Genomic DNA, 19,239 nt, shown 5'->3' with positions numbered 1-19,239 from the left:
AACTTACGCGCGTGTCCCCGGAGATTCAGTGCACCCGAGCCAGTCCAGAATGCACGCAAACTAAGGCAACATGGCGTCTTCAAACCAACAATGGAGACAACCATGCCAGCCACATGCGATGAACACCGGCAACCCTCTGGCCGCGCAGATCGCCGCCAATTCCTGCAAGCCAGCGGCGCACTAGGTTTGACCGCCCTTCTACCCCAGGTAGCCTTGGCCCAAGCCAATTGGCCCAGCAAGGCCGTGCGCTTCGTGGTGCCCTTCGCACCGGGCGGCAGTTCGGAGATCGTCGCACGCTCCACCGCTGCGGAGCTGACGAACACCTTGGGCCAAAGCGTGTTTGTCGACAACAAGCCAGGCGCAGCCGGCAACATTGCCATGACTGAAGTGGCACGCAGCGACGACCAGCACACCATCATCCTCGGACACATTGGCACGTTGGCCGTCAACCCCTATATCTTCGACAAACTGCCCTACGACGCCAACAAAGACTTCAAACCCGTGAGCCTGCTGGCCAAGGTCCCCAGTCTGTATGTGGTGCACCCCGACGTGCCGGCGAAGAACCTCACGGAGTTCATCGCCTACGCCAAATCAAAACCCGGCAAACTGAGCTACGGCTCGGCCGGCAACGGCAGCGCAGGCCACCTGGCGTTCGAATATCTGAAGATGACCTCTGGCTTCTTCATGCTGCACGTGCCCTACCGTGGCACCGGCCCCATGATGACCGACCTGCTCGCCGGCAGACTCGAAGCCTCGGCCGTGGGGGCCGCGGCCATCATCCCGTTCATCAAGGCGGGCAAGGTGCGCTGTATTGCCACCGGCTCGTCCAAGCGCTTGCCGCAGTTGCCCGATGTACCCACCGTGGCTGAGCAAGGCTTCCCCGGCTTTGAAATGACGCAGTGGTACGGCATGCTGGCACCAGCCAACATGACCGCCCCGCACCTGGCCAAACTATCCGCCGAGACCATGAAAGCCGTGCGTGCGCCTGCCGCTCTGGAACGCCTGCGCGGCGACGCGGCCGAGGCCGTGGGTGGTACGCCGGAGCAGTTTGCGCAGTTCATCGCCACCGAACAAGAGCGCTGGAAGAAGGTGATTGCGCGGGCTAACATCAAGCCCGATTGATCCACAGAAAGCCGCACCGTGCCACAGCAACCCAGTCACCCGCCGCGTATCTACCTTGCGGGCCCCGACTTGTTCTTCCCCGAATGCGAAGCCATCTACACACGGCTGAAAACCCTGTGCAGCTTGCTCGGCATGATGGGCGTGGCGCCGACAGACAGCGATGCCGCCAAAGGCTTCACCGGCAGCGAAGACGCGTTGGCGCAACGTATCTACGAAGGCAATGTGGCGCTGATTGAGCAAGCCGATGGTGTGGCCGCCAACCTGGTGGCTTTTCGGGGACTGGAGCCCGATTCGGGCACGGTGTTTGAGGTGGGCTATGCCATTGCGTTGGGCAAGCCGGTAGCGGCCTACGGTGTGCCCCCAACGACCTATGCTGAACGCGTGGCCGCAAGCGTGGACTGCGCCCAGGATGCAACCGGCACCTTGCGTGAAACCGCTACCGGAACCATGGTCGAAGGGCTGGGGCAGCGGCTGAACTTGATGCTCTCGCGCTCGGCCCATTTGGCGCCCACAGCCGAAGCGGCGCTCGGCAAACTGGCCGAGTTGCTGGTGACCAAGAGAACATCAAGATAAAACAATTTAATAGCAGCCTACGCTACAGCATCAAGCGCAAAGTGCCATTTTATTCATAGCCTTTATTTCAAAACAATCATCGAGATGAACTCCGTTTCTGAAGCCCAACAACAGTGGCAGGCCTTGCACACAGCGCTGGCCGAGCTACGCGGCGCACCGCACCAAACTAACGCGTTCTGCAACGCTGCACGTCACCACACCGCCTTGCTCGCGGCTTTGCCGCCGCGTTATGGCGAGGTGTTGCAGGGCTTGCTGGACCGGCTGGAATCGAGCGCTTTGTTCAGCGAAGAAAGCTGCTCATTCAGCCAGAAAGATCTGCTCGACAACCTGGCACTGTGGCTAGAAAAAGCGCAAAGCCAGCTTCACGCGCCATCACCGTAACGTCGCAACGTACCAGCCCTGCACGGTCATCTTCACTGGCGGTCTATCGTCACCGCCACAACGTTGCCACCGGTGAGCTTGCATTCCCCATCACCACCGCCCGACATACCACGCGCCGGGTTGTTCATCTGGAAGCGGCAACGCATGCGATCGCCGTTATCGCTCTGCAGGTTGGCAACCACTTTGCCGCTGTAGTCTCGGGTGAAGCGTGTAGCGTCATAAAAATCCACAGACTCCGAGGGGTTGGGGTTGCCCCAGTACGGCCAATCGCCCCAGCCGTTGTTCCAGCCCACCCACAGCGGCGCCATGGAGGTCTCTTCGGTTTGCTGCGTGATCTGCAGGAAGTTGCCGGTGAAGGTTGCGTCTGGCAACGTCGCCACCATGGTGCCGCTGATGCCACCGTCATCACTTTGCCAACTGACCAACACGGGTTGCTTGGATTCGCCCTTCACAAGAAGATCACCGCCGCCCAAACCCTGTGTGGTGGTGGCGCAGCCCGCCAGCGCGAACACGGCGGCTACTGTGGTCAGTCGCAAGCTGAGGAAGGTCTTGCGCGCATCAAAACCTGCGGTTGGTCGACGTTGGATCGTTTCGTCAGATGCTGATTGAAAAGTGTCGTCAAGACTGTCGTCAAGGGCGGCGGCGAAGTGTGGTTGCGTCATGGTGATGGCCTCCTTGTTTTGGAGACTTCACTCTAGGTTTTACGCCCGCATCGACACAGGCCCATTTGTCACTTTGTCGGCGCGACGAAAGTCATTTTTGACCATGACCACAGTCACTTTGCTTGGTGGGCGACACGCGCTCCACCCGCAGTCAAACCGTGCTGGCCACTACGTTGATGCTCAGCGCCAACACCACCATGTTGAAAGCGAACGAGAGCAGGCTATGCCCCAGGGTCAAACGGCGCATGGCGCGCGAGGTGATGTCCACATCGGCCACCTGCGAGGTCATGCCGACCACCATGGCGTGGTACAAAAAGTCGAAGTAGTCGGGGTCTTCCTTGCCGGGGAATTTGAGGCCCGGGCCTTCACCTTTGACGTCTTTTCTTCTCCGCCCCAACTTGGCCTCTCCATTACCCACGTCAGCTACGTCAGCACCCTCTGCGATCTGGTAATAACGGTGCGCGTAGCGGAAGGCAAAGCTGGTGTGGATCAGCAGCCAGGAAGACGCCAACGCGAGCATCGACAAGCCCACGTAGGCTGCACGCTCATACGGCGCCAAGTCTTTGGCGTGCTGCATCATCTGCACGATAGCGCCCACACTGAAAGTGCCAGTCACTAACAACAGCACAAACAGCACCACACTGGACGCGTCCTGCTGCAGCGCGCGTGCACGGGTCTGGGCGGCGTCAAAGGTCTCAGCCAACCACAGCGCCAAGCCCAGCACAACACCCACGCCGATCACCCAGGACAGCAAAAGCCGGGTTTCAAAACTGAACGGCAGCGGCAAGAAAAAAACCACCGTCCCTGCGAGCGTGCCGTAGGCAATGCGCTGGGTGCTGGTGGTTTGCGAGAAGTGGTGCAGCATGGATGGGCGCAAAAGTTAGCGCCCGGCAATGATCAGCCGCGCGCTTCGGCCTTGGTGTCGGTGAAGCGGCCGTAGCTTTGGAGGCGGTCGTAACGGCGGTCAAGCAGTTCCTTGACCTTCAAGTCGGCTACCTGGCGGTAGGCATCGCCCAGTGCGCGCTTCAGGAAAGCGGCCATTTGTTTGTGGTCGCGGTGCGCGCCGCCCACAGGCTCGCTGACGATCTTGTCGACCAGGCCCAGCGCCTTCAAACGGTGGGCGGTAATGCCCAGCGCGTCAGCGGCTTCTTGCGCCTTTTCCGACGTCTTCCACAGAATGGAAGCACAGCCCTCAGGGCTGATCACCGAGTAGATCGAGTATTGCAGCATGACCACTTGGTCGGCCACCGAAATGGCCAGTGCGCCACCGGAGCCGCCTTCACCGATGATTGTGGTGATGATGGGCACTTCAAGCTGCGCCATCTCGAAGATGTTGCGGCCAATGGCTTCAGACTGGCCGCGCTCTTCGGCGTCGATGCCGGGATAGGCACCGGGCGTATCGACAAACGTGAACACCGGCAGCTTGAACTTCTCGGCCAGCTTCATCAGGCGCAAGGCCTTGCGGTAGCCCTCAGGCTTGCTCATGCCGAAGTTGCGCAGGCCGCGTTCTTTGGTGTCGCGGCCTTTTTGGTGGCCCAGCACCATGCAAGCGGTGCCGTTGAAACGCGCCAGGCCGCCCACGATGCTCAGGTCATCGGCAAAGTGGCGGTCGCCGTGCAGTTCGACAAAGTCGGTGAAGATCTCGCGCACGTAGTCGAGCGTGTAGGGACGCTCGGGGTGGCGGGCAATCTTGGTGATCTTCCACGGCGTGAGGTCGGCGTAGATGTCTTTGGTGAGTTGCTGGCTCTTCTTGCTGAGTTGGTCGATCTCTTCCGAGATGTCCACGGCCGATTCGTTTTGCACATAACGCAGCTCTTCGATCTTGGCTTCAAGATCAGAAATGGGTTGCTCGAAGTCAAGAAATGTTCTTTTTGCCAACGTCATTCTCCTAAGATGGTCACACCCGAATGGGCTCGTGCGGTGCCGCGACGAACTCCAGTGGCTGGACGCTCAAATATTCAATACCAGGTCAATGCTGGTTCATCACCGGGCTAGTACGCCACCGGCAGGGGATCCAAAGACCGCCAAATATACCAAGTTGCGACACTGCAATACGGCGCCCAGGCCACGGCGACTTCGCGGGCATCGCTGCGGCTCACCGGATCACCCGAAAAATAGCTCTGGCTGATGCCGTTGATCAAGCCCACATCATCCAGCGGCAGCACGTTGGGCCGCATCATATGGAAGATCAGGAACATTTCGGCGGTCCAGCGGCCAATGCCGCGAATGGCCACCAATTCGGCAATGATGGCCTCGTCGTCCATCTCGCCCCAGTTCTGCACGTGCAGCGCGCCAGACTGGAAGTGCAGCGCCAAGTCGACCAGGTATTCGACCTTGCGCACGCTTAAGCCCGCGGCACGCATGTCGTCCACCTTAAGCTTGAGCACATTGGCCGGCGTCATTTTCCGCGGCAGCGCGACAAAGCGCTCCCACACGGTTTGCGCAGCTTTGACGGAGACTTGCTGGCCCACAATGCTGCGCGCCAGCGTAGTGAACGCGTCGCCACGGGTTTCCAGGCACGCGTCGCCAAACTGCGGGATCAGGCGCCGCATCACCCGGTCTTTTTTGACCAGATGTTTGCAGGCATCGGCCCAGTAGGCGGGTGTCCAAATTTGGACCGGCGCGGGCTCCTCCACTATCTTTTTAGCAGCTGACATCGCACATCCCGTCTACGCAAAACACTTTTTTCTTCAACATATTCTTTACACCGCCGATGCCCAAGTGGTGCCCGTTGGGCTGTCTTTGAGCACGATGCCCTGGGCCAACAAATCTTGGCGGATGCGGTCAGCTTCGGCGAAGTTCTTGGCCGCTTTGGCGGCGGCGCGTTCACCAATCAGTACCTGGATGGCGGCGTCGTCCAGTGCCACGCCGGCACGCAGAAACGCTTGTGGATCGCCCTGCAAGATGCCAAGCGTGCCGCCCAAGGCCTTGAGCAGACCGGCGAGTTCGGCCGAGCGCGTGCGGTTGACTTCGCTGGCCAAGTCGAACAGCACGGCGACGGCCTCGGGCGTGCCGAAATCTTCGTCCATGGCGGCTTTGAAACGGGCAGCATGGGGCTGCGCCCAATCGATGGCAGCCACATCTATGGGCTTGACCAAATCGAGCGTGGTGTAGAGGCGGCGCAGTGCGCCACGGGCGTCGTCCAGATGCGCGTCGCTGTAGTTCAGCGGCGTGCGGTAGTGCGTGCGCACCATGAAGTAGCGCAGGGTTTCGCGGTCAAACTTCTCCAGCACCTCGCGGATGGTGAAGAAGTTGCCCAGGCTCTTGGACATTTTTTCGTTGTCCACGCGCACAAAACCGTTGTGCACCCAAAAGCGCGCCAAGGGCTTGCCAGAGGCGCCTTCGCTTTGGGCAATTTCGTTCTCGTGGTGCGGAAACTGCAGGTCGGCACCGCCGCCGTGGATGTCGAAGCTTTCGCCCAGGGTTTGGCAGCTCATGGCCGAGCACTCGATGTGCCAGCCGGGGCGGCCTGCGCCGTAAGCGCTGTCCCATTTGGCTTCTGGTGGTTCTTCGGGTTTGGCCGACTTCCACAACACAAAGTCCAGCGGATCTTCTTTGCCGTCGAGCACCGCCACACGTTCGCCGGCACGCAATTCGTCGAGTGACTTGCCCGAGAGCTTGCCGTAGCCATTGAACTTGCGCACAGCGTAGTTCACGTCACCATTGGGCGAGCGGTAGGCCAGGCCTTTTTGCTCCAGCGTATTGATCAGGCTGAGCATCTGCGGCACGTATTCCGTGGCCCGTGGCTCGATGGTCGGCGGCTCGATGCCCAGCGCGCCAATGTCCTGGTGCATGGCGGCCGTCATCTCGTCGGTCAGCGCACGGATGGTGATGCCGCGCTCCAGCGCGCGCTTGATGATCTTGTCGTCAATGTCGGTGATGTTGCGCACGTAAGTCACGCGGTAGCCGCTGACTTTGAGCCAACGCTGCACCACGTCAAACGCCATCATCATGCGCGCATGCCCCACGTGACACAGGTCATAAATCGTCATACCGCAAACGTACATGCGGACATGGCCGGGTTCGATGGGAGCGAAAGACTCTAAGGCACGCGAGAGCGTGTTGTAAATGCGAAGACTCATGAAAAACTGGAGTTGCCGTTCACACACACAGAAGCGCACAGCGCGTTTCCGAGGCAGTTGCACCGGTCAATATTCGATCAGGGGGTTGTTGCAGCCAAAGACTCCCAATTTGCCTCGACTTGGCCATTACGTCAATGCCAGTCGGGGAAAATATGGCGCTTGAAAACCCTCAGGGAGGGGCTGCCGCTCTGACAACACCGGGTGACAGGAGCCGGTTATGCCCCGTTTCACCTCAAACCCCTAGGCTACAATTCTGCGAAGTATATAGCCCCTGCTTTGGGCCTGTTCCGGTAGACCTCAAGAGGCCTTATGACGCAAGTGACTTCCCGCTTATTTTCAAGTGTTCGCCCCACTGCCGTCTTTGTGGCACTGGGCATGGCATTGGCCTGCACGCTGAGCGCCCCCGCGCGCGCCGACGACTACACCGATGTGGGCCAGCTCATCCGCGCTGGCAAACTCGATGAAGCCCAAACCAAGGCCGATGCCTACCTGGCTGGCAAACCGCGCGATCCGCAAATGCGCTTTCTGAAGGGCGTGATCCAGACTGAAGCCGGCAAGACCGATGACGCCATCACCACCCTGACTGCGCTCACACAAGAATACCCAGAGCTGCCTGAGCCCTACAACAACTTGGCCGCGTTGTACGCCGGCCAAAACCAGTACGACAAGGCCCGCACCGCTTTGGAAATGGCCATTCGCATCAACCCCAGCTACGCCACGGCGCATGAAAACCTGGGTGACGTGTATGCCAAGCTGGCCAGCCAGTCGTACAGCAAAGCCTTGCAACTGGACGCCAACAACAAACTGGCCGGACAAAAAGTGGTGTTGCTCAAAGAGGTTCTGACGCCACCGGCCAAACCTACCAAAGGTGCGGCCAAGCCAGCTGCCGCTGCCAAGTAACCTATAGCCCCCGGAGACTGAACCGGGGAACTTCTGTCAGCGATAGCGCCTCATCTCAGGCCAAGCCGGGTCTTGATGGCCCTCAGCTTCCATTGCTTTTTTTCTAGATCACCAGATCACATTTTCATGTTGCATCAAAGCCCCACCTCCTTCATGCGGCGCGCCTTGCTCGCAGCAAGCCTTGCTATGGCTGCCCTGCCCGCTGCTTTTGCGGCTGACGCGCCGCGCGTCAAGTTTTCGACCACTGCTGGCGATTTTGTGGTCGAGGTCTACCCCGATAAAGCGCCCAAGACGGTGGCCAACTTTCTGCAGTACGTCAAAGACAAACACTACGACGGCACCATCTTCCACCGCGTGATCGACAACTTCATGGTGCAAGGCGGCGGCTTTGACACCAAGTACAACCAGAAGCCTACGCGTGCGCCCGTGGAACATGAAGGCCAGGCTGCATTGGCCAAGGGCGGCGACCGCAACGTGGTCGGCACCCTCGCCATGGCGCGTACCGGCGACCCGCAGTCGGCTACGGCACAGTTCTTCATCAACGTGAAAGACAACGCGTTTCTCGACCCGACCGTGATTCCCCCAGGCGACCCAGTGCCTAAGTTTGAATACCAGGGCCGCGTGTACGAAAATACGCCACGCGAAAAATTGGTGAGCGCACCACAGCTGTTCGGCTACACCGTGTTCGGCAAAGTCGTCAGCGGCATGGACGTCGTGAATAAAATGAAGTCCACCCCCACCGGCGCTGGCGGCCCGTTCCCCAGCGACGTTCCCAAGACACCCATCGTCATCAACTCGGCCACACTGGTCAAATAAAGCACATCATGAGCAATCCACAAGTCGAACTCCACATCGCCAACTTCGGCGTGATCACCCTCGAACTCGACGCTGAAAAAGCGCCTAAGTCGACGGCTAACTTCTTGGCCTATGTGAACAGCGGCCACTACAACAACACCATCTTCCACCGCGTGATTCCTGGCTTCATGGTGCAAGGCGGCGGCTTTGAACCCGGCATGAAGCAAAAGGGCACCGAAGCCCCCATCGACAACGAAGCCAACAACGGCTTGAAGAACAACAACTACACCGTGGCCATGGCACGCACGAATGACCCGCATTCGGCTACCGCTCAGTTCTTCATCAACGTGGCTGACAACAGCTTCCTGAACCACACTGCCATCTCCGCCCAAGGTTGGGGCTACGCCGTGTTCGGCAAAGTGGTGTCGGGCTCTGAAGTGGTCGACAAGATCAAGGCCGTGAAGACCGGCCGCAAGGGCTTCCACGACGACGTGCCGAATGACGACGTCATCATCGAAAAAGCCGTTGCGCTTTAATCCGCGCTTTAGTCCCCGATTTCAGCGGCCAAGGCACTGCCACCAAGCCGCTTGATTTCATCAGGCGCCACGTGACAGAGCCCACCATCTCGACCGTTCCTACCGTGCAAGAGCTCATCGCTCCCACGGCTTGGCGAACGGTCGAATTCATTTCAGACCTGCATTTGCAGGCCAGCGAAACGTTGACCTTTGCCGCGTGGCAAAAGTACGTGGCAAAGACGCAGGCCGATGCGGTGTTCATCCTCGGCGATTTGTTTGAAGTCTGGGTCGGCGACGACGCTGCGGCAGCGCCTGGATTCGAAGCGGATTGCCTCGCTGTATTACGTGATGCAGGCCAACGCACCGCCTTGTACTTCATGCAAGGCAACCGCGACTTTCTGGTCAGCGCGCAGGTCATGGAGTCTTGCAGCGTCACGTTGCTGAAAGACCCCACCGCGCTCACCTTCAATAAGCACCGCTGGCTATTGAGCCACGGCGACGCACTGTGCTTGGACGACGTCGACTATCAAAAATTCCGGCTGCAAGTGCGTGATCCGCAATGGCAGCAAGCGTTTCTGGCGCAGCCACTGACCGTTCGCCAGAACATCGCGCGGCAGATTCGCACCCAAAGCGAAGCCAAGCATCAAACCGGCGGCCCGTATGCGGACCTGGACACGGCGGCGACCCGCGAATGGCTCAAGTCTGCAAATGCCACAACCATGGTCCATGGTCACACCCATCGGCCAGCACAACATCTGCTTGGCAATGGGCTTGAACGTATCGTCCTCAGCGATTGGGATCTCGCGGCATCCCCCCCCCGCGCGGAAGTACTGCAGTTAACCGCTGCAGGCCTCAAACGTGTTCCCTGGACCCAATGGGCTTAAAAGCACTGTTGGCCAACTTGGGGAACAAGCTGACCGGCAGGCCGAACGCGACCAAGATTCCCGATCAAATTTGGCACGACACACTTGCCGACTTGCCGTTTCTGGCCGCACTCACTGCCCCGGAGCAGCAGCGCCTGCGTGCGCTCGCAGAAGTGTTCTTAGGCGAAAAAGAATTCTTTGGAGCCAACGGGCTCACCATCACCGACACCATCGGTGTCTCAATTGCGGCCCAAGCCTGTTTGGTCGTTTTGCACATGACGCCTTTTGACGCCCCCCCTGCCAAAGCGTTGGAAGCTTTCCGAGATTTCGTCACCATCGTGGTTCATCCTGGTGAAGTGCTGGCGCGCCGTGAATGGGTGGATGACATCGGCATCGTTCACGAAGGCCAAGAAACGTTGACAGGAGAGGCTGCAGAAGACGGCCCCGTGACATTGAGTTGGTCAGAAATCGCCCGCGCGGGAAGCGCCGCAGCAGAAGGCACCAATGTCGTGATCCACGAATTCGTGCACAAACTGGCAATGCAAGGCCCGCGTTTCGACGGCATGCTGGCAGACTGCCCTGCGTTGCCTCCCGGCTTTATGGGGAGCCCATCGACCCGAGAAGCCATAGAAAAATGGTTCGGCGTCCTGCAGCCTGCTTTTGAAGCATTTCAAGACGACGTCGCGCTAGCCGAACGCTTTGGAAAGGCAGAACCGTGGCTCGATGCCTACGGCGCCACATCTATGGAAGAATTCTTTCCCGTGACGTGTGAAGCGTACTTCGTGAGCCGGGAGCGGTTTCAGTCTGAATTCCCTATCCTCACACCACTCTACGACTCGTTTTTCCGCGCCGCGCTCGTAGCCCATTGAGAAACAGGGGTAGGTACCGAGCTTGCTTGTAGTCCTGGAATAAAGACCTACAAACCGTCGTTTTCAGCTGGCTGCAACATACGTTGTGCCTGCCGCTGCACAGCCAGCCATTGTGATAGGTGTGTACGAAGCTCGGCGGGCAACGTGGCCAAATCGGGCTCTTCACCATAGGTTGCCACAATCTGCAGATACGCTGCATAAAGCGGCCTCAACAATTCAGGGTCGCCGAGAGCTGTTTCAAGTGCCTGCCGATATCGGATGCGGATGGCAATGTCAGCAATAGGCTTGCCCGAGACCGTACGCACTTGAGGAAACATTCTGAACTCACTGAAGAGAGCGGCTGTGAACACCTAAGTTCAAGCGGCACACGAGAGCCGCCTGAACCTGATCTCACCTATGCAGCCTGCAACACTTGGCGTGACATTGGCGCCGACAACTGCTGCGGACGATCCCAACCGGGCTCTGGGCCGAAGCGGCTTTCCAGGAAGTCGAGCAGCGTGCGCATAGTGGCTGGCTGATGGCGACGGGACACGTAGACGCCATAAACACCTAGTGGCAGCGGCTTCCACTCCGGCAGAACCTCCACAAGTTCCCCGCTTTTCAACAGATCAGCCACAGCGTAAGTGGGCTGCACCGACAGACCACCGCCAGCACGTACGGCCTGCAACAAAGCAGTGGCTTCGTTGGCGCTGAGGTTGCCCGACACCTGCACCGACACTTCCTCGTTCTGACGCACAAAATGCCATTGGCTCTTTTCGAAACGCGAGTAGGTCAGGCAGTTGTGCCGGGCCAGATCTTGCACCGTTTCAGGCACGCCCTGCCGCATCAAATAGTCAGGAGCGGCGCACACCACAGAACGGCAGGTAGACAACTTTCGAGCAATCATGCTCGGGTCGAGTTCGTTGGTCACGCGGATAGCCAAGTCGATGCGGTCTTCGATCAAATTCACAGGCTGGTCGCCAAGCACCAAGTCGACACGTGTTCGCGGATAACGCGCCAGATAGTCGACCAAGGCCGCGCTCAAATGGGATTGACCAAACGAGACACTCGAATACACCCGAATCTGCCCGTGAGGCTCGGTGTCACGCTGGCCGACAACCTGCTCGACATCGTTGACCAGTTCAAGCAGTTGGCGGCTGCGTGCGACACAGGCTTCACCGGCTTCAGTCAACGACAAACGTCGTGTGGAACGCATCAATAGGCGCGCGCCCAACCAGCGTTCAAGTTCGGCAATGTGACGCGTCACCATTGCGCGGGACATACCCAGGGTGTTGGCTGCGGCCGTAAAACTGCCACGTGTCACAACTTCGCTAAATACACGCATTGCGGAAATTCGATCCATGGCTTTGCTCCATATTTGTTTGAATCAATACAAATGAATACCCATCAAGAGAATCATTTGATCATGAACAGTCAATTACCAACAATATCAATGTGCACACCAGTTACACAATTTATTATTTTGCATACATGAATATAAACAATATCACGAAATGAGCGTGCGAGAACGATCAGCCGAACACGTCAAAGAATGAAGCGTCAAATGACGCGCCACTGCAACAACCACAGCGTTCGGGGCACCCGGATCGAATCGTCCGAAGAAGGGCCTGGAGACAAAATTGGAAGCGCTTATCGGCGCCGCGCCGGGGCCGACCACGTGAAGGCGATCAAGGAACGCCTGATAAATCTAGCAGGCAGCCCCTGCGCAAAAAACGACGTTAAAGCGGCTACCAAGCAGTTGACGCGACTTATAGACGACGAAGCTGCCGCTCCACCTGCTCAGCGGCGTGCAGGGCCAAAGGGGAGGAAAACCACTGCGCAGCCGCCTCGCTGGACATTGAATTTCGTACTGCCGCAAGGTTCGAGTCCATGCGTGCCGGGTCCACGCGTAGCCCCGAGCAAGCCTGTGCCAACGCCCGCACACTGCCATGCGTGGTCATCACAAGCTGAGGCCATTCCGCCAGCTCCACCTGCCAATGCCCAAGAGACCGTTCGTGCTCTCCCGCCATCGATTGCAGCAATAACGCCACGCGCTGGGGCACACGTTGCGCCGCCGCGATCGCCACCATGGAGCCCACGGGATTACGTTTATGCAGCATGGTGGAGGAGCGGCCACGCTCCAAATGGTCTGGCTCGGCGACTTCGGCCACCTCAAACTGGCTCATCAATGCAATATCACGCCCGACTTTCCCCAAGCTGCCCGCCAGCAGGCCCAACTCGCAACCCAAGGCAACCCACTCATCGCGCTGAGATTGCCAAGAGCACTCTGGCGCCGTAAGCCCCAAATCACGCGCCATACGCTCTGCGACGGCGGGGCCATGTGCACCCATTTCAGCCAGCGTGCCAACCGCGCCACCCAGTTGCAGTTTCATGGCGCGCCTGGAAGCCTCCACCAAACGCCGTTGACTGCGTACAAGGGGGGCCAGCCACCCCACACACTTCAAACCAAAGCTCGTCACAGACGCTGGTTGCATCAAGGTGCGTGCCAGCATCGGCGTGCTGGCGTATTGCCGCGCAAGCTGCGACAACGCCTGCACCAAACGGGTCAGGTCCGCTTCAATCAACATCAACGCCTGGCGCGTGACCAACACCATGGCGGTGTCGACCACATCCTGTGCAATACAACCCACGTGGGTGTGTGCTTGCGCCGCCGGGTTAAACAGCGCCACCGCTTCTTTCAGGCTCTTGACCAGGGGTACCGCAATGCTGCCCGCTGGGCCACTTTCGCGTACCAGCTTGGGGACATCAAACAGCTCGACTTTGCAGGTGCGAATGATGGATGCGGCCGAGCTTTGCGGGATCAGCCCCTCTTCCGCCTGCGCACTGGCCAGCGCCGCTTCAAAGCGCAGCATGGCACTGACGAACTGCCGATCAGCAAACGCCTCTTGCACTTCTGGCGTGGTCAGAAATCCGTCAAAGATGAAGCTCATGATGAAGTGCTTAACGGCAACCGTTTTGCGCCCGGAGAAGACGAGCGCATTGGCGTTTATGCCGTTCGAGTCTGTTTTAAACGCATGCGATTAGGTAGTGGCACCGAGCGGCGCAACACCTCTTCGCCCAGCCACAGCGCTGATTTGCGCGCACGCTCGGCCACGACCGGCAGCGGGATCTGCTGGTAGTCGTCGTTGAAGACTTCAAAGCTGTAGTCGCCCCGGTAGCCCAGCTCGTGCAGCGCGCGCACCAGCTTGGCCATAGCCTCACTGTGCACGCCCTCGCCGGGGAACACCCGAAAGTGCCGCGCCGTGGCAATCTTCTCTTCGTTCGAGCGCACTTCGTTCCACATGAAGTCGGCCAGTTGCACCAAGAAAATTTTGGATGGATCAAGGATTTCCAACTCTTCCAGCGGCGTTTGGGTGGCCAGCAAATGGAACGAGTCAAAACCCAGCCCGAGGTTGGGCGCGTCGGCGCGGCACACAATGTCCCACGCGGTGGTGAACTCGTTGATCGTGCGGCCCCACGACAAGCCTTCGTACGCCACTTTGATGTTGCGCGGCACGGCCAGCATGGCTAGCTTGCGCAAGTCGCGCGCGATCACGTCCAGGTCTGACGTGGCGTGCGTCGAAGTGGATGAACACACCAGCAGCAGCCGGCAATTCAGCGCGTGGCACATGTCAAGCATGGCCTTGGCGATGTCGATCTTGTATTCGTGCAGGTGGCCCGAGAGCCCTTCAAAATCGCGCAGCACTTGAAAACCGGTAACGCGCAAGCCGCTGTCGCGCACCGCAGCCACAGCCGCCTCCACACCGTTGGCATGGCCCACGATGTCGCGTGCCGACAGCATGATCTGTGTGAAGCCCGCGCCCTTTACCGCCGCCAGCTTGGCCTCCAGCGGGCCGGCGAGCGAGATGGTGTCCATGCCGAAGTCGTCGATGTTGCCGCCGACGTGTTGCACGTTGTGCGTGGCAGATGTGGCTGCGTAAGGCGTGTTGTTCATAAAGCCTCCGCTCAAGATTGCGCCCGCTTGTCGTGCACCAGCTCGAACATCACGCCGCCCATGTAGGAGCGCGTCAGCGCGCCACGCGCCTCGGCTTGCGCACTCTTGGCTTCCACAAACTCCACGCCGCGCTTGCGCAACTCGGCCACAGTGGCGGGCACATCGGGCGTGCCCAGGCCAATGCGCTGTAGGCATTCGTCGTCTTCCACATCCAGCACGCCTGGCTCGGGTTCGATCAGTTGCAGATAAAACGTGCCGCATGGGCTACGCAAAATACGGCCCTTGGGCAAGATGCCAAAACGTTCGCTGTTCGACAGCGCGGTAAAGCCAAACAGCTCTTGGTAGAACTCCGTCCAGTCGTCGGCGCGGTCGTTGCCGATGTACTGCACCACACCAAAGAAATGCAAGCCCGCCACCGCTGGTGGGCGTTGGTCCACCGTGGGAATGGGCGTGAAATCCACGTCGTAAATCGAGAACTCTTTGTAGCGGTCCACAAAATAAATGCGGCTGGTGCCCACGCCGTGGATGGCGGGAATGTTCAACTCCATCACCTCGACACGTGCTGGCACAGCCCAGGCGCCACGGTCCAGCGCGCGGCGGTAGGCCGCTGCGGCATCACGCACACGCAAGGCCACGGCCACGATCACCGGCGTTTCAGTCAGCGGCACAGTGTGGTCGTGGCCACCCGAGTGCGCGTTGACGATGACGTTGATGTCGCCCTGGCGGTACAGCAGCACCTCGCGCGAACGGTGGCGCGCCACCGGGCGAAAGCCCATGGTCTCCAGCACCTGCCCCAGCGCCTGCGGCTTGGAGGTGGCGTACTCGATGAACTCGATGCCCTCCAGCCCCAGCGGGTTGGGTGTCATGCCGACCGCTTCACGGTCTGCCAGACCACCTTGGTCGTATTGTGTGGATGCCATTTCGCTTAACTCCTAGATAACGCGGTAAAACCAATGATCAAATTGCGGCTGCTCCCACCGGTACAGCCGTGGCGGCCGCGGTGTGCGCGCCGCCCAAAAACAAGCGCTCGATGTGCGGGTCCGCCAGCAGTTCACTTGCGGGCCGCTGCAACACCAAGCGGCCAGACTCCAGCGCAATCGCCTCGTCCGATATCTTCAACGCGCTTTTCACGTTCTGCTCCACCATCAACACGGTGGTGCCTGCATCAGCCAGTTTACGCAACAGTTTGAACACATCCTGTACCACGATGGGAGATAACCCAATCGAGGGCTCGTCAATCAAGATCACCTTGGGCCGCAGCAGCAAGGCCCGACCAATTTCAAGCTGCTTTTGCTCGCCGCCCGACAAAGCCGAGGCCATCGAATGCATGCGTTCTTTCACCCGTGGAAAGAACTCCAGCACCTCTGGAATCCGCTCGTGCGTGGTCTTCATGCCGAGCGTGATGCCGCCCAACTCCAGGTTCTGGAACACCGTGAGTTGGCCAAACAGATTGCGCCCCTGCGGCACAAAGGCAATGCCTTGCGCCAGCAGTTGCTTTTGCGTCGCGCCGCTGATGTCTACACCGTCAAGCAAAATACGGCCCTGGCGTGGTTTGAGCAGGCCAAACAGGGTTTTGAGCACCGTCGATTTGCCCGCGCCGTTGGGGCCCAGCAGCAAGGTGATGGAGCCGCGACGCGCCTTGAACGACAGGTTGTTCAAGATCATGAAATCTTTGTAGCCGGCCACCACATCGTCAAACTCGATGCAGGTGTCGTGTGCGTTGTTGTTTGACATGGTTAGTTCCCGAGATAGGCGTCAAGCACCTGCTTGTTGCCACGAATTTCGGCTGGTGTGCCTACGGCCAGCACCTGGCCTTCCACCATCACCATGATGCGGTGGCACAGGTCCATCACGAAATCCATGTTGTGTTCAATCACCACGAAGCTGCTCTTCTTCGCGCCCTGTTGCTGGTTCAGTTGTTTGAGCAGCGTGGAGATGCCGCCCACCAGGCTGGGGTTCACACCCGCGCACGGCTCGTCCAGCAGCACCAGGTCGGGCTCGCTCATGAAGGCCATGGCAATGTCGACCAACTTTTGCTGGCCGTAGCTCAGCTCACCGGCCTTTTTGTCGGCCACGTGGCGAATGCGGAACTGGTCGATCAGCGCATCGGCCTTGGCGCCCAGGCCTGAATCGCTGGGCGCGAACATGCGGCTGAACATGCTGCCCTTGTGCTCTTGCGCGGCCACCAGCAGGTTGTCGCGCACGCTCATCTTGCCAAACACCTGCAGCGTCTGGAACGTGCGGCCCACGCCGCGCCGGTTCAGCTCCAATGGGCCGAGGCGGCTGACGTCTTCGCCGTTCAATTCGATGCTGCCGCTGTCGGGGCGGATCTGGCCCAGCATGCTGTTGAACAGCGTGGTTTTGCCCGAGCCGTTGGGGCCAATCACGCCGAAGATTTCGCCCGGCATGACTTCAAACGACACACCACCCACGGCCTGAATGGCGCCGTAGGCCTTTTTGAGGTTGTTAACTTTCAACAGTGGCGCGCTCATACCGAAGCTCCAGTCTTCACGGGTTGTTGGGCTTGCTGTGCGGCCAGACCGCTGGCTTGGCGTGCCGCATTGGCTTCTTTTGCCAGGCGACGCGCACGCATACGCTCAGGGATGCTCAGCAATCCATCGGGCAGCCAAATCATCAGCAGCACCACGGCAGCGCCAAAGACGAACAGATACCAGGCTTGGGCGAAGCGCAGCCACTCGGGCAACAACACACCCACCGCTGAGCCGACCACCGGCCCCAGGAAGTAACCCGGGCCGCCGACCACCACCATCAAATACATCATGATGGACGCGCCCACCGTGAACGGTGCGGGCTCAATGAACTGCACCAGGCTGGCAAACAAGGCACCGGCGATACCCGCGTAGGCTGCACCAATGGCAAAGCTCAGCAGCGTGTAGGTGCGGATGTCGACGCCCAGGCTTTCCGCGCGGATGGGGTTATCGCGCAGCGCGGTAAATGCTTTGCCCCAGGGGGAACGCAACAGCCCGGCCAGCAGCAGCGCCAGGATCACCGCCACCGCCAGCACAAAGTAGTAGTACGGCAAGTTGCCTTCGAGCGAATAGCCAAACAGGCTGGGGCGCGAGATGTTGTTGATGCCGAAAGTGCCGCCAGTGAGCCACTCTTCGTTGCGCATCACCAGCCACACTGCCGTGTTGAAGCCCAAAGTGGCAAACGCCAGGTAAATGGTTTGCACACGCAACGCCGGGAAACCCAAAATCAGCCCGACCACAAAACAGATGAGCGCCGCCGCCGGCAAGCCGAGCCAGAAGCTCACACCAGCCTTCATCAAAATGGCGACGGTATAGGCGCCAATGCCGAAGAACGCGGCTTGGCCCAGCGACTTTTGCCCGGCGTAGCCCACCGTGAGGTTGAGCCCCATGGTGACGATGATGAACACCAACCAGGTGGTGAGCAGGTAGATGCCGTAGTTCTTCAAGAAGTTAGGCACGATCAGCAGCAACGCGGCGCTGATCAGGGAGATGAGGAGTGTTGATTTCTTCATGATGTGTTCTCTGTGCAGGTAGGCCCGCTCAGACCTTTCGCTCAACTTTTTTGCCCAGCAGCCCCTGCGGCTTGAACAGAATCACGATCATGAAAATCACCAGCGCCACCGCGTCCTTGTAGGCCGGCGAGATGTAGGCCGCTGCCAAGTTTTCGGCCACGCCCACAATCAAGCCGCCCAGCAAAGCGCCGCGCGAGTTGTTGAAGCCGCCGATGATGGCTGCGAAAAACGCCTTGTTGCCCAGCGATTCGCCCATGTCGAACTTCGCCAGATAGGTGGGCGTGACCAGCATCGCTGCGGCCACGGCCAGCACGGCGTTGATGGCAAAGGTGTAGAAGATCATGCGCGGCACATTGATGCCCAGCACCGACGCACTTTCGGTGTTTTGCGCCACCGCCTGCATGGCGCGGCCGGTCACGGTTTTGGCAATGAAAGCCTGCGTCACCAGCACCAGTACCAACGCGAAGGCAAAGGTCCCCAGGTCGGACATGGTGATGGTCACACCGGCAATGTTGAAAATCTTGTCGGGAAACAAGCTGGGGAACGGATGCGCCTCGGCACTGAAGCCGGCACGCACACCGTTGCGCATGGCGATCGACAGGCCGATGGTGGCCACGACGATCGGCATCATGCCGTACTTGAACAGCGGATCCACCAGGCCACGCTTGAACAGCCAGCCCAACACCACCACCGCCAACACCACGCTCAGCGCAAAGCTCAGCAAGATGGGCGCGCCAAACGACATGAAGGCCAGCATCATGAACGCCGGCAGCATGACAAACTCACCCTGCGCAAAGTTGATGGTGCCGCTGGCCTGCCACAGCAGCGTAAAGCCCAATGCGGCCAGCGCATAGATCGCACCGGTGGACAAGCCGCTGAAGAAGAGTTGGAGAAAGTCGGTCATGATGCTGGCGCTCTAGACGTTGGCCAAGAGTCCGTACCTGTTCGGTGCGCTCTAAGCCTGGGATAACAAATCGGTTCTACAGAGACAAAGCCCCGCCAAAGAGCACTACGGTTTTAACGCCATAAACACCGCGGAAC

The 19,239-nt window shown here is 59.4% G+C and carries 22 protein-coding genes; 8 read left to right on the top strand and 14 right to left on the bottom strand.

What is annotated here, in order from left to right:
• The first annotated feature begins 102 nt into the window (after positions 1-102).
• The 3 genes from ACPWMG_RS11275 (at position 103) to ACPWMG_RS11265 (ending at position 2,076) form a co-directional block, all read left to right on the top strand.
• Entirely contained in the window at positions 103-1,122 is a 1,020-nt protein-coding gene (locus tag ACPWMG_RS11275) for a Bug family tripartite tricarboxylate transporter substrate binding protein (protein ID WP_483304731.1), read from the top strand.
• Positions 1,123-1,140: 18 nt separating this feature from the next.
• A complete protein-coding gene (locus ACPWMG_RS11270) occupies positions 1,141-1,695 on the top strand; it encodes a nucleoside 2-deoxyribosyltransferase (RefSeq protein WP_483304730.1) in 555 nt (184 codons plus the stop codon).
• A gap of 84 nt (positions 1,696-1,779) precedes the next feature.
• Positions 1,780-2,076, top strand: coding sequence for a hypothetical protein (locus ACPWMG_RS11265; RefSeq protein ID WP_483304729.1), 297 nt, complete (start codon positions 1,780-1,782; stop codon positions 2,074-2,076).
• Positions 2,077-2,108: 32 nt separating this feature from the next.
• Here the strand turns inward: ACPWMG_RS11265 and ACPWMG_RS11260 are convergent, their stop codons facing one another.
• The 5 genes from ACPWMG_RS11260 to cysS form a co-directional block, all read right to left on the bottom strand.
• Positions 2,109-2,738, bottom strand: a complete 630-nt coding sequence (locus tag ACPWMG_RS11260; RefSeq protein ID WP_483304728.1) for a hypothetical protein — start codon at positions 2,736-2,738, stop codon at positions 2,109-2,111.
• Positions 2,739-2,889: 151 nt separating this feature from the next.
• A complete protein-coding gene (locus tag ACPWMG_RS11255; protein ID WP_483304727.1) occupies positions 2,890-3,603 on the bottom strand; it encodes a DUF1345 domain-containing protein in 714 nt (237 codons plus the stop codon).
• A gap of 32 nt (positions 3,604-3,635) precedes the next feature.
• Positions 3,636-4,616: an acetyl-CoA carboxylase carboxyltransferase subunit alpha gene (locus tag ACPWMG_RS11250; protein WP_483304726.1), complete on the bottom strand. Its 981-nt coding sequence runs from the start codon at positions 4,614-4,616 to the stop codon at positions 3,636-3,638.
• A gap of 113 nt (positions 4,617-4,729) precedes the next feature.
• Positions 4,730-5,395, bottom strand: coding sequence for a DNA-3-methyladenine glycosylase family protein (locus tag ACPWMG_RS11245; protein ID WP_483304725.1), 666 nt, complete (start codon positions 5,393-5,395; stop codon positions 4,730-4,732).
• A gap of 45 nt (positions 5,396-5,440) precedes the next feature.
• Positions 5,441-6,820: a cysteine--tRNA ligase gene (gene cysS / locus ACPWMG_RS11240; protein WP_483304724.1), complete on the bottom strand. Its 1,380-nt coding sequence runs from the start codon at positions 6,818-6,820 to the stop codon at positions 5,441-5,443.
• 309 nt (positions 6,821-7,129) lie between these two features.
• Between cysS and ACPWMG_RS11235 the strand changes: the two genes are divergently transcribed.
• The 5 genes from ACPWMG_RS11235 to ACPWMG_RS11215 all read left to right on the top strand — a co-directional run bounded on the left by ACPWMG_RS11235 (position 7,130) and on the right by ACPWMG_RS11215 (position 10,762).
• The gene (locus ACPWMG_RS11235; RefSeq protein WP_483304723.1) at positions 7,130-7,720 is read left to right on the top strand and encodes a tetratricopeptide repeat protein; all 591 of its coding nucleotides are present in this window, start codon (positions 7,130-7,132) and stop codon (positions 7,718-7,720) included.
• Between the two features lie 186 nt (positions 7,721-7,906).
• On the top strand, positions 7,907-8,536 hold the full coding sequence (locus ACPWMG_RS11230) for a peptidylprolyl isomerase (RefSeq protein WP_483304722.1): 630 nt from the start codon (positions 7,907-7,909) through the stop codon (positions 8,534-8,536).
• An 8-nt stretch (positions 8,537-8,544) separates the two neighbouring features.
• Entirely contained in the window at positions 8,545-9,051 is a 507-nt protein-coding gene (locus tag ACPWMG_RS11225) for a peptidylprolyl isomerase (RefSeq protein ID WP_483304721.1), read from the top strand.
• 104 nt (positions 9,052-9,155) lie between these two features.
• The gene (locus ACPWMG_RS11220; protein ID WP_483304720.1) at positions 9,156-9,914 is read left to right on the top strand and encodes a UDP-2,3-diacylglucosamine diphosphatase; all 759 of its coding nucleotides are present in this window, start codon (positions 9,156-9,158) and stop codon (positions 9,912-9,914) included.
• Complete coding sequence (locus tag ACPWMG_RS11215; RefSeq protein WP_483304719.1) at positions 9,905-10,762, top strand: M90 family metallopeptidase; 858 nt, start codon at positions 9,905-9,907, stop codon at positions 10,760-10,762. The genes ACPWMG_RS11220 and ACPWMG_RS11215 overlap by 10 nt, the downstream gene beginning before the upstream one ends.
• Positions 10,763-10,809: 47 nt before the next feature.
• Here the strand turns inward: ACPWMG_RS11215 and ACPWMG_RS11210 are convergent, their stop codons facing one another.
• The 9 genes from ACPWMG_RS11210 to ACPWMG_RS11170 form a co-directional block, all read right to left on the bottom strand.
• Positions 10,810-11,079, bottom strand: coding sequence for a hypothetical protein (locus ACPWMG_RS11210; protein WP_483304718.1), 270 nt, complete (start codon positions 11,077-11,079; stop codon positions 10,810-10,812).
• Between the two features lie 77 nt (positions 11,080-11,156).
• The gene (locus ACPWMG_RS11205) at positions 11,157-12,104 is read right to left on the bottom strand and encodes a LysR family transcriptional regulator (protein WP_483304717.1); all 948 of its coding nucleotides are present in this window, start codon (positions 12,102-12,104) and stop codon (positions 11,157-11,159) included.
• 406 nt (positions 12,105-12,510) lie between these two features.
• Complete coding sequence (locus ACPWMG_RS11200) at positions 12,511-13,692, bottom strand: lyase family protein (protein WP_483304716.1); 1,182 nt, start codon at positions 13,690-13,692, stop codon at positions 12,511-12,513.
• 56 nt (positions 13,693-13,748) lie between these two features.
• Positions 13,749-14,696, bottom strand: a complete 948-nt coding sequence (locus ACPWMG_RS11195) for a sugar phosphate isomerase/epimerase family protein (protein ID WP_483304715.1) — start codon at positions 14,694-14,696, stop codon at positions 13,749-13,751.
• Between the two features lie 11 nt (positions 14,697-14,707).
• On the bottom strand, positions 14,708-15,616 hold the full coding sequence (locus tag ACPWMG_RS11190) for a VOC family protein (protein ID WP_483304714.1): 909 nt from the start codon (positions 15,614-15,616) through the stop codon (positions 14,708-14,710).
• A gap of 37 nt (positions 15,617-15,653) precedes the next feature.
• A complete protein-coding gene (locus ACPWMG_RS11185; protein ID WP_483304713.1) occupies positions 15,654-16,430 on the bottom strand; it encodes an ABC transporter ATP-binding protein in 777 nt (258 codons plus the stop codon).
• A 2-nt stretch (positions 16,431-16,432) separates the two neighbouring features.
• Positions 16,433-17,188, bottom strand: a complete 756-nt coding sequence (locus ACPWMG_RS11180; protein WP_483304712.1) for an ABC transporter ATP-binding protein — start codon at positions 17,186-17,188, stop codon at positions 16,433-16,435.
• On the bottom strand, positions 17,185-18,198 hold the full coding sequence (locus ACPWMG_RS11175) for a branched-chain amino acid ABC transporter permease (protein WP_483304711.1): 1,014 nt from the start codon (positions 18,196-18,198) through the stop codon (positions 17,185-17,187). The genes ACPWMG_RS11180 and ACPWMG_RS11175 overlap by 4 nt, the downstream gene beginning before the upstream one ends.
• 28 nt (positions 18,199-18,226) lie before the next feature.
• The gene (locus tag ACPWMG_RS11170; protein ID WP_483304710.1) at positions 18,227-19,102 is read right to left on the bottom strand and encodes a branched-chain amino acid ABC transporter permease; all 876 of its coding nucleotides are present in this window, start codon (positions 19,100-19,102) and stop codon (positions 18,227-18,229) included.
• Positions 19,103-19,239: the final 137 nt, after the last annotated feature.

It is taken from the genome of Hydrophilobacter chitinilyticus (assembly GCF_049860745.1).
Taxonomy (GTDB): Bacteria; Pseudomonadota; Gammaproteobacteria; order Burkholderiales; family Burkholderiaceae_C; genus Rhodoferax_B.
The sequence above is the reverse complement of the archived record's forward strand: the minus strand, read 5'-3'. Positions and strand labels throughout refer to the sequence as shown.

Coding starts and splice junctions, on each gene's coding strand:
- ACPWMG_RS11235 (WP_483304723.1), top strand. CDS start 7,130: ATGACGCAAGTGACTTCCCGCTTATTTTCAAGTGTTCGCCCCACTGCC.
- ACPWMG_RS11175 (WP_483304711.1), bottom strand. CDS start 18,198: ATGAAGAAATCAACACTCCTCATCTCCCTGATCAGCGCCGCGTTGCTG.
- ACPWMG_RS11210 (WP_483304718.1), bottom strand. CDS start 11,079: ATGTTTCCTCAAGTGCGTACGGTCTCGGGCAAGCCTATTGCTGACATT.
- ACPWMG_RS11230 (WP_483304722.1), top strand. CDS start 7,907: ATGGCTGCCCTGCCCGCTGCTTTTGCGGCTGACGCGCCGCGCGTCAAG.
- ACPWMG_RS11275 (WP_483304731.1), top strand. CDS start 103: ATGCCAGCCACATGCGATGAACACCGGCAACCCTCTGGCCGCGCAGAT.
- cysS (WP_483304724.1), bottom strand. CDS start 6,820: ATGAGTCTTCGCATTTACAACACGCTCTCGCGTGCCTTAGAGTCTTTC.
- ACPWMG_RS11205 (WP_483304717.1), bottom strand. CDS start 12,104: ATGGATCGAATTTCCGCAATGCGTGTATTTAGCGAAGTTGTGACACGT.
- ACPWMG_RS11225 (WP_483304721.1), top strand. CDS start 8,545: ATGAGCAATCCACAAGTCGAACTCCACATCGCCAACTTCGGCGTGATC.
- ACPWMG_RS11255 (WP_483304727.1), bottom strand. CDS start 3,603: ATGCTGCACCACTTCTCGCAAACCACCAGCACCCAGCGCATTGCCTAC.
- ACPWMG_RS11260 (WP_483304728.1), bottom strand. CDS start 2,738: ATGACGCAACCACACTTCGCCGCCGCCCTTGACGACAGTCTTGACGAC.
- ACPWMG_RS11185 (WP_483304713.1), bottom strand. CDS start 16,430: ATGTCAAACAACAACGCACACGACACCTGCATCGAGTTTGACGATGTG.
- ACPWMG_RS11200 (WP_483304716.1), bottom strand. CDS start 13,692: ATGAGCTTCATCTTTGACGGATTTCTGACCACGCCAGAAGTGCAAGAG.
- ACPWMG_RS11245 (WP_483304725.1), bottom strand. CDS start 5,395: ATGTCAGCTGCTAAAAAGATAGTGGAGGAGCCCGCGCCGGTCCAAATT.
- ACPWMG_RS11265 (WP_483304729.1), top strand. CDS start 1,780: ATGAACTCCGTTTCTGAAGCCCAACAACAGTGGCAGGCCTTGCACACA.
- ACPWMG_RS11215 (WP_483304719.1), top strand. CDS start 9,905: ATGGGCTTAAAAGCACTGTTGGCCAACTTGGGGAACAAGCTGACCGGC.
- ACPWMG_RS11190 (WP_483304714.1), bottom strand. CDS start 15,616: ATGGCATCCACACAATACGACCAAGGTGGTCTGGCAGACCGTGAAGCG.
- ACPWMG_RS11180 (WP_483304712.1), bottom strand. CDS start 17,188: ATGAGCGCGCCACTGTTGAAAGTTAACAACCTCAAAAAGGCCTACGGC.
- ACPWMG_RS11195 (WP_483304715.1), bottom strand. CDS start 14,696: ATGAACAACACGCCTTACGCAGCCACATCTGCCACGCACAACGTGCAA.
- ACPWMG_RS11170 (WP_483304710.1), bottom strand. CDS start 19,102: ATGACCGACTTTCTCCAACTCTTCTTCAGCGGCTTGTCCACCGGTGCG.